Genomic DNA, 5,804 nt, shown 5'->3' with positions numbered 1-5,804 from the left:
GTACGGCCGACGTGCCGCCCCCGCCGCGCCCGTACGCGCCGCCGGCGTTGCCGCCGCCGTACGGGGTCCCGCCGTTGTACGGGTTCCCGCCGCCGCTCGGGCGGCCCTCCTGCCACGTGTTCATGTGCACGAGGATGCCCGAAGGCGTCCGGCCTGACTCCCCCCGGGGGCTCCACCAGGCCTCTTGTAGCAGTTTTGATGCACGTGCCGGATCGTTCCGCCGCAACTTCCGCGCGTGCGCACGCCCGTGGGGTGCCGGGGGCGACGGAGTGATCCGTCCCACTCCGCCGTTCACCTGCCGAAACGATTCTTGACCGCCCCGAACACCCCGTGTTTGCATTTTCGGCATGGATCAGCGAAGGACTCTCACGCGTCGGCGGTACGTCGACCTGAAGCGTGTGTCCCGTTCGCTCTGTCGTGGCTGACGCGCGCCCCGTCGAAATCCCCAACTCCCTTTTCCCGGGCGGCGGATGAACCGCCGCTTCCCCGCAGTGGAAGAACCGCCGCCTCCCGGCGGAAGAAGAACCGCCGCACCGCGCCGTCCCCGCGTCCCGCAGAGGTGAACCCATGGCCACCGTCCTGTCCGTCTCCGGCTCCCCGTCCGCGACCTCCCGCACCACCCGGCTCCTGCGCCACGTCGACGGGCGGCTGGCGGCCCGCGGCCACGACGTGATCTCGTTCGAGGCCCGCCACCTGCCCGCGCACGCGCTGCTCTCCGGCGACTTCGGCCATCCCGAGATCGCCGCCGCCGTCGAGCTGTTCGCCCGGGCCGACGGCGTCGTGATCGGCACCCCCGTCTACAAGGCCGCCTACTCCGGCCTGTTGAAGGCCCTGCTCGACGTCCTGCCGCAGTACGCGCTGGCCGGCAAGGCCGTCCTGCCGCTCGCCACCGGCGGCTCGCCCGCGCACGTCCTCGCCGTGGACTACGCGCTGCGCCCGGTCCTCAGCTCGATGGGCGCCGGCCACATCACCCAGGGCTGGTTCGTGCTCGACCGCCACATCACCGCCGGGGAGGACGGGACGACCCTCGTCGAGCGCGAGACCGAGACGCTGCTCGCCCCCGTCGTGGACGGCTTCGCCGTGGCGCTGGAGCGGCTCGCCACCCCGGCGCTGACCGGCTGACGAGCCGCAGCCGGGAGCCCGTACGGGGCGACCCCGAGAAGGGCGGCGGCGACCCCTAGGGGGAGGGCCGCCGCACCCCGTACAACTCCCGTTGGCCCGCTTCATCCCGGCGGAGGACGAGCGCTCCGCCCGCCGCTCCTAACGTGGTTCATACATCCCCGCCCCTCCGGCGCCGGCCCGATTCCGTCGGGCCGGCGGCCCGGCGCGCCGGGCAGGGTGGGGACAACCCCCGGTCGAGGACTACCGCTTCCACCATGTCGTGGGACAGGCGGCACCGGCCAGGCTGGGGGCCAACGGGTGGGCCATTCCTTAGGAGACTCCAGTGACGACGGCAGCAGCAGCCGTGTTCGACCACCAGCTTCCCGGCGGCGAGTCCGCCGTCGCCGCCTCGGCCCGCCAGGTCACCAAGGCGTACGGCGCGGGCGAGACCAAGGTCACCGCGCTGGACGCGGTCGACGTCGACATCCAGCGCGGTCGCTTCACCGCGATCATGGGCCCGTCCGGCTCCGGCAAGTCGACCCTCATGCACTGCCTGGCCGGTCTCGACACCGTGAGCGCCGGCCGGATCCGGATCGGCGGCACCGAGATCACCGGACTCAAGGACAAGCAGCTGACCAGGCTGCGCCGGGACAAGATCGGCTTCATCTTCCAGGCGTTCAACCTGCTGCCCACGCTGAACGCGCTGGAGAACATCACGCTCCCGATGGACATCGCCGGCCGCAAGGTCGACGAGGCCTGGCTCGCCCAGGTCGTGGAGACCGTCGGCCTGGCCGGCCGGCTCAAGCACCGCCCGACCCAGCTCTCCGGCGGCCAGCAGCAGCGCGTCGCGGTGGCGCGGGCCCTGGCCGCCCGCCCCGAGATCATCTTCGGCGACGAGCCCACCGGCAACCTCGACTCCCGGGCCGGCGCCGAGGTGCTGACCTTCCTGCGCCGCTCGGTGGACGAACTCGGCCAGACCATCGTCATGGTGACCCACGACCCGGTCGCCGCCGGCTACGCGGACCGCGTGCTCTTCCTCGCCGACGGCGTGATCGTCGACGAGATGCACTCCCCGACCGCCGATTCCGTCCTGGAGCGCATGCGGCGCTTCGACGGCAAGCGCACCAGCTGAGCGGGCGGGACGACGCATCATGATCCTCAAGACGTCACTGCGGAGCTTCTTCGCCCACAAGGGCCGGATGGCGCTCTCCCTGATAGCCGTCGTGCTGTCGGTCGCCTTCGTCTCCGGCACCCTGGTCTTCTCCAACACCGCGACCAGCACCTTCGACAAGCTCTTCGCCGCGACCGCCTCCGACGTCTCCGTCCAGCCGCCGAAGCCGGCCGAGGACGACGAGCAGCAGCCCGGCGACAAGCCGGCGGTGGTCCCGGTCGCGCTCGCCCAGCAGGTCGCCGCGGTGCCCGGCGTGAAGACGGCGATCGGCCAGGTCATGGTCGGCGACGCGATCCTCGTCGACCCGGCCACCAACAAGCTGGTCGGTCCGACCAGCGGCGCGCCGACCCTGGTCGGCAACTGGACCGACACGCCGCGCAACCCGGTGCACATCACCTCCGGCCACGTGCCGCAGAACGCGGGCGAGCTGGTGCTCGACGCCGACACCGCGAAGAAGGCCGAGCTCGGCCTCGGCGGCAAGGTGCGGGTCGACAACGCGAGCGGCAAGCACGAGTTCACCATCGCGGGCATCGCGACCTTCACCACCACCAACCCGGGTGCGGCGCTGGCCTTCCTGGACACCCCGACCGCGCAGCAGGTGCTGCTCGGCGAGGCGGCCTACACCTCCGTCGAGGCGTTCGGCGACGGCAGCCGCAGCGACGCGCAGCTCAAGGCCGACACCCTGGCCAAGCTCGGCGGCGGCTACCAGGTCAAGACCGCGGCCGAGCAGAAGGACGAGAACAACAAGAACGTCGGCACCGGCCTCGACTTCATGAAGTACGCGATGCTCGGCTTCGCCGGCGTCTCGCTGATCGTCGGCGGCTTCCTGATCATCAACACCTTCTCGATGCTGGTCGCCCAGCGCACCCGGGAGATCGGCCTGCTGCGCGCCATCGGCGGCAGCCGCGGCCAGGTGAACGGCTCGGTGCTGGTCGAGGCGCTGATCCTGGGCGTGCTCGGCTCGACCCTGGGCATCGGGGTGGGCCTCGGCATCGCGGTCGGCCTGATCAAGCTGATGAACGCGATCGGCATGGGCCTCAAGGCGAGCGACCTGCAGATCGGCCCGGACGTCTTCGTCGCCGGGTACGCGGTCGGCATCCTGATCACCGTCATCGCGGCCTGGATCCCCGCCCGCCGGGCCAGCCGGATCGCGCCGATGGCCGCCCTGCGCGACCACGGCACCCCGGCCGAGGCGCGGGCCAACGTCGTGCGGACGGTCGTCGGCCTCGTCCTCACCCTCGGCGGCGGCGGCCTGCTGGTGCTCGCCGCGAAGGCCGAGAAGGCGGCGACCGGCGGCCGGTACCTCGGCCTCGGCGTCCTGCTGACGCTGGTCGGCTTCGTGGTGCTCGGCCCGCTGCTGGCCACCGCCGTCATCAAGGTGCTCGGCGCCCTGCTGCCGGCCCTGTTCGGCCCGTCCGGCAAGCTCGCCCAGCGCAACGCGACGCGCAACCCGCGCCGCACCGGGGCCACCGCCGCCGCGCTGATGATCGGCCTGGCGCTGGTGATCGGCTCCTCGGTGTTCAGCTCCTCGGCGGTCACCTCGGCCAGCGCGCAGATCGACCGCTCGGTGGGCGTGGACTACATCATCCACGGCGGCCGCGCGCCGATCACCGCCGAGATGCTGGACGCCGTCCGGAAGACCCCGGGCATCGACCACGTCACCACCGAGAAGGACTTCGACGCGAAGATCCAGCTCGCCGACGGCCGGAGCAAGAAGGCCGGGGTCGCCGCGGTGCCGCCGAGCTTCTTCGGCACGGACTTCCACCTCCCGGTCGCGTCCGGCGCGGTCGACTCGATCGCCCGCGGCTCGCTCGGCATCGGCGAGACCTTCGCGAAGGACAACGGCCTCAAGGTCGGCGACACCGTCACCGTGTCCTACGGCAAGGGCCACACCCAGCAGCTGACGGTCGGCGTCGTGTTCGGCAAGAAGTCGCTCTACGGAGACGCCTCCTTCGTCGACGCCGCGACCATGGCCAAGGCCGTCCCGGCCGGGGACCAGCCCGAGGACCGGCAGTTCTACGCCAAGGCCGCCTCCGGCGCCGACGTCGCCAAGACGCTGACCGCCCTCCAGGACGGCCTCAAGCAGTACCCGCAGCTGACCGTCAAGGACCAGGCCGGCTACAAGGAGCTCGTCCAGTCCCAGGTCAACACGCTGCTCTACCTGATCTACGGGCTGGTCGGCCTCTCGATCACGGTCGCCGTGCTCGGCGTCGTCAACACGCTGGCGCTGTCGGTGGTCGAGCGGACCCGCGAGATCGGCCTGCTGCGGGCGATCGGGCTCTCCCGCCGCCAGCTGCGCCGGATGATCCGGCTGGAGTCCGTGGTGATCGCGGTCTTCGGCGCCGTCCTCGGTACGGTCCTCGGCCTCGCCTGGGGCGTCACCGCCCAGCAGGTGCTGCGCGACCAGGGTCTGGACACGCTCGCCGTCCCGACCACCACGATCGCCGTGACGCTGGTCTCCTCCGTGGTGATCGGTCTGCTCGCGGCCCTCTTCCCGGCCTTCCGGGCCGGACGCATGAACGTCCTCGCGGCCATCGCGACGGACTGACCCGGCGGCGGGGGCACCGGGGAACGGGGGAACGGGGGGAACGGGGGCGCAGGGGCCGGGTGCGAACGAGCACCCGGCCCCTGCGGCGTTCCCGGCTCAGCCCTGCTGGGATGATCGTCCGATGGTCGCCCCGGACGCCCCGCCCCTGCCCAGCGCCGCGCCCCTCACCACGGCCGTCGCCGACCGCTGGCGCGCCGCCCACCGCTTCCGGCGGCTCGACAGCCGCTGGCTCGCCCTGCTCCCGATCGCCTTCGCGGCCTTCGCCACCGCCGTCGAGCCGACCGGCACGCACTGCAACGACCACGGCATCTGCACCGACACCTGGGGCGACGAGCTCGCCGCCTGGTCGGTGTTCGCCGAGGCGATCCTGCTCCTCGCCCGGTTCCGGGCCCGGGCGCTGGTGCCGCCGGCCGTCCTCGCGGTGCTCTGGTACGTCCCGGACGGCCTGGTCACCACCGCCGGCCGCTGGACGGCGGTCCTGGTGCACGTCCTGCTCTCCGCCGTGCTGATCGGCGCCGAACTCGGCCGCCGCCGCGCCCGTCAGGACCTCGACGAGCTGATGGCCCCGCCCGTCCCGTACCCGTGGACGGCCGCGGGTGCGCCTTCGCCCGTCGCCCCCCGCCGTCCGCCCGTGGTGCGCCGCGTCCTGGGCGCCGTGCTGCTGGCCGCCGCGCTCGTGATCCCGCTGTACGGCCTCTGGACGGAGGCCGGCGAGGCCGACCACCGCGCCAACGCGACGGCGGTCACCGGCACGGCCGGCGCCACCGACGAGGACGGCGTGCCGACCGTCCGCTACCGCCCGCCCGGCGGCGGCCCCGAGCGCACCGTCGAGCTCGACCTCACCTTCGCCCGGCCGCCGAAGCCCGGCGACGGCGTGCCGCTGCTGGTGGACGGCGGCTGGGCCCGCGCCGCCGGCGTCGAGTACAGCCCGGCGGAGGACCTCTTCGGCGCCGGCCTGCTCGCCCTGACCGGCGGACTGGTGCT

General features: G+C 73.0%; 4 protein-coding genes. All 4 read left to right on the top strand.

What is annotated here, in order from left to right; translation table 11 throughout:
* The first annotated feature begins 567 nt into the window (after nt 1-567).
* Entirely contained in the window at nt 568-1,122 is a 555-nt protein-coding gene (ssuE, locus tag AB0O00_RS27475; protein ID WP_363656165.1) for an NADPH-dependent FMN reductase, read from the top strand.
* 322 nt (nt 1,123-1,444) lie between these two features.
* Entirely contained in the window at nt 1,445-2,233 is a 789-nt protein-coding gene (locus AB0O00_RS27470; RefSeq protein WP_363656163.1) for an ABC transporter ATP-binding protein, read from the top strand.
* 16 nt (nt 2,234-2,249) lie between these two features.
* A complete protein-coding gene (locus AB0O00_RS27465) occupies nt 2,250-4,820 on the top strand; it encodes an ABC transporter permease (protein WP_363656167.1) in 2,571 nt (856 codons plus the stop codon).
* 121 nt (nt 4,821-4,941) lie between these two features.
* The coding region (locus AB0O00_RS27460; protein WP_363656161.1) for a hypothetical protein at nt 4,942-5,804 on the top strand (863 nt) is incomplete at its 3' end.

Origin of the sequence: Kitasatospora sp. NPDC093558, from assembly GCF_040683475.1 — a bacterium.
Lineage (GTDB): Bacteria > Actinomycetota > Actinomycetes > Streptomycetales > Streptomycetaceae > Kitasatospora.
The sequence above is the reverse complement of the archived record's forward strand: the minus strand, read 5'-3'. Positions and strand labels throughout refer to the sequence as shown.

Bases quoted from the DNA above. Each gene is read 5' to 3' on its own strand.
- ssuE (WP_363656165.1), top strand. From the start codon at position 568: ATGGCCACCGTCCTGTCCGTCTCCGGCTCCCCGTCCGCGACCTCCCGC.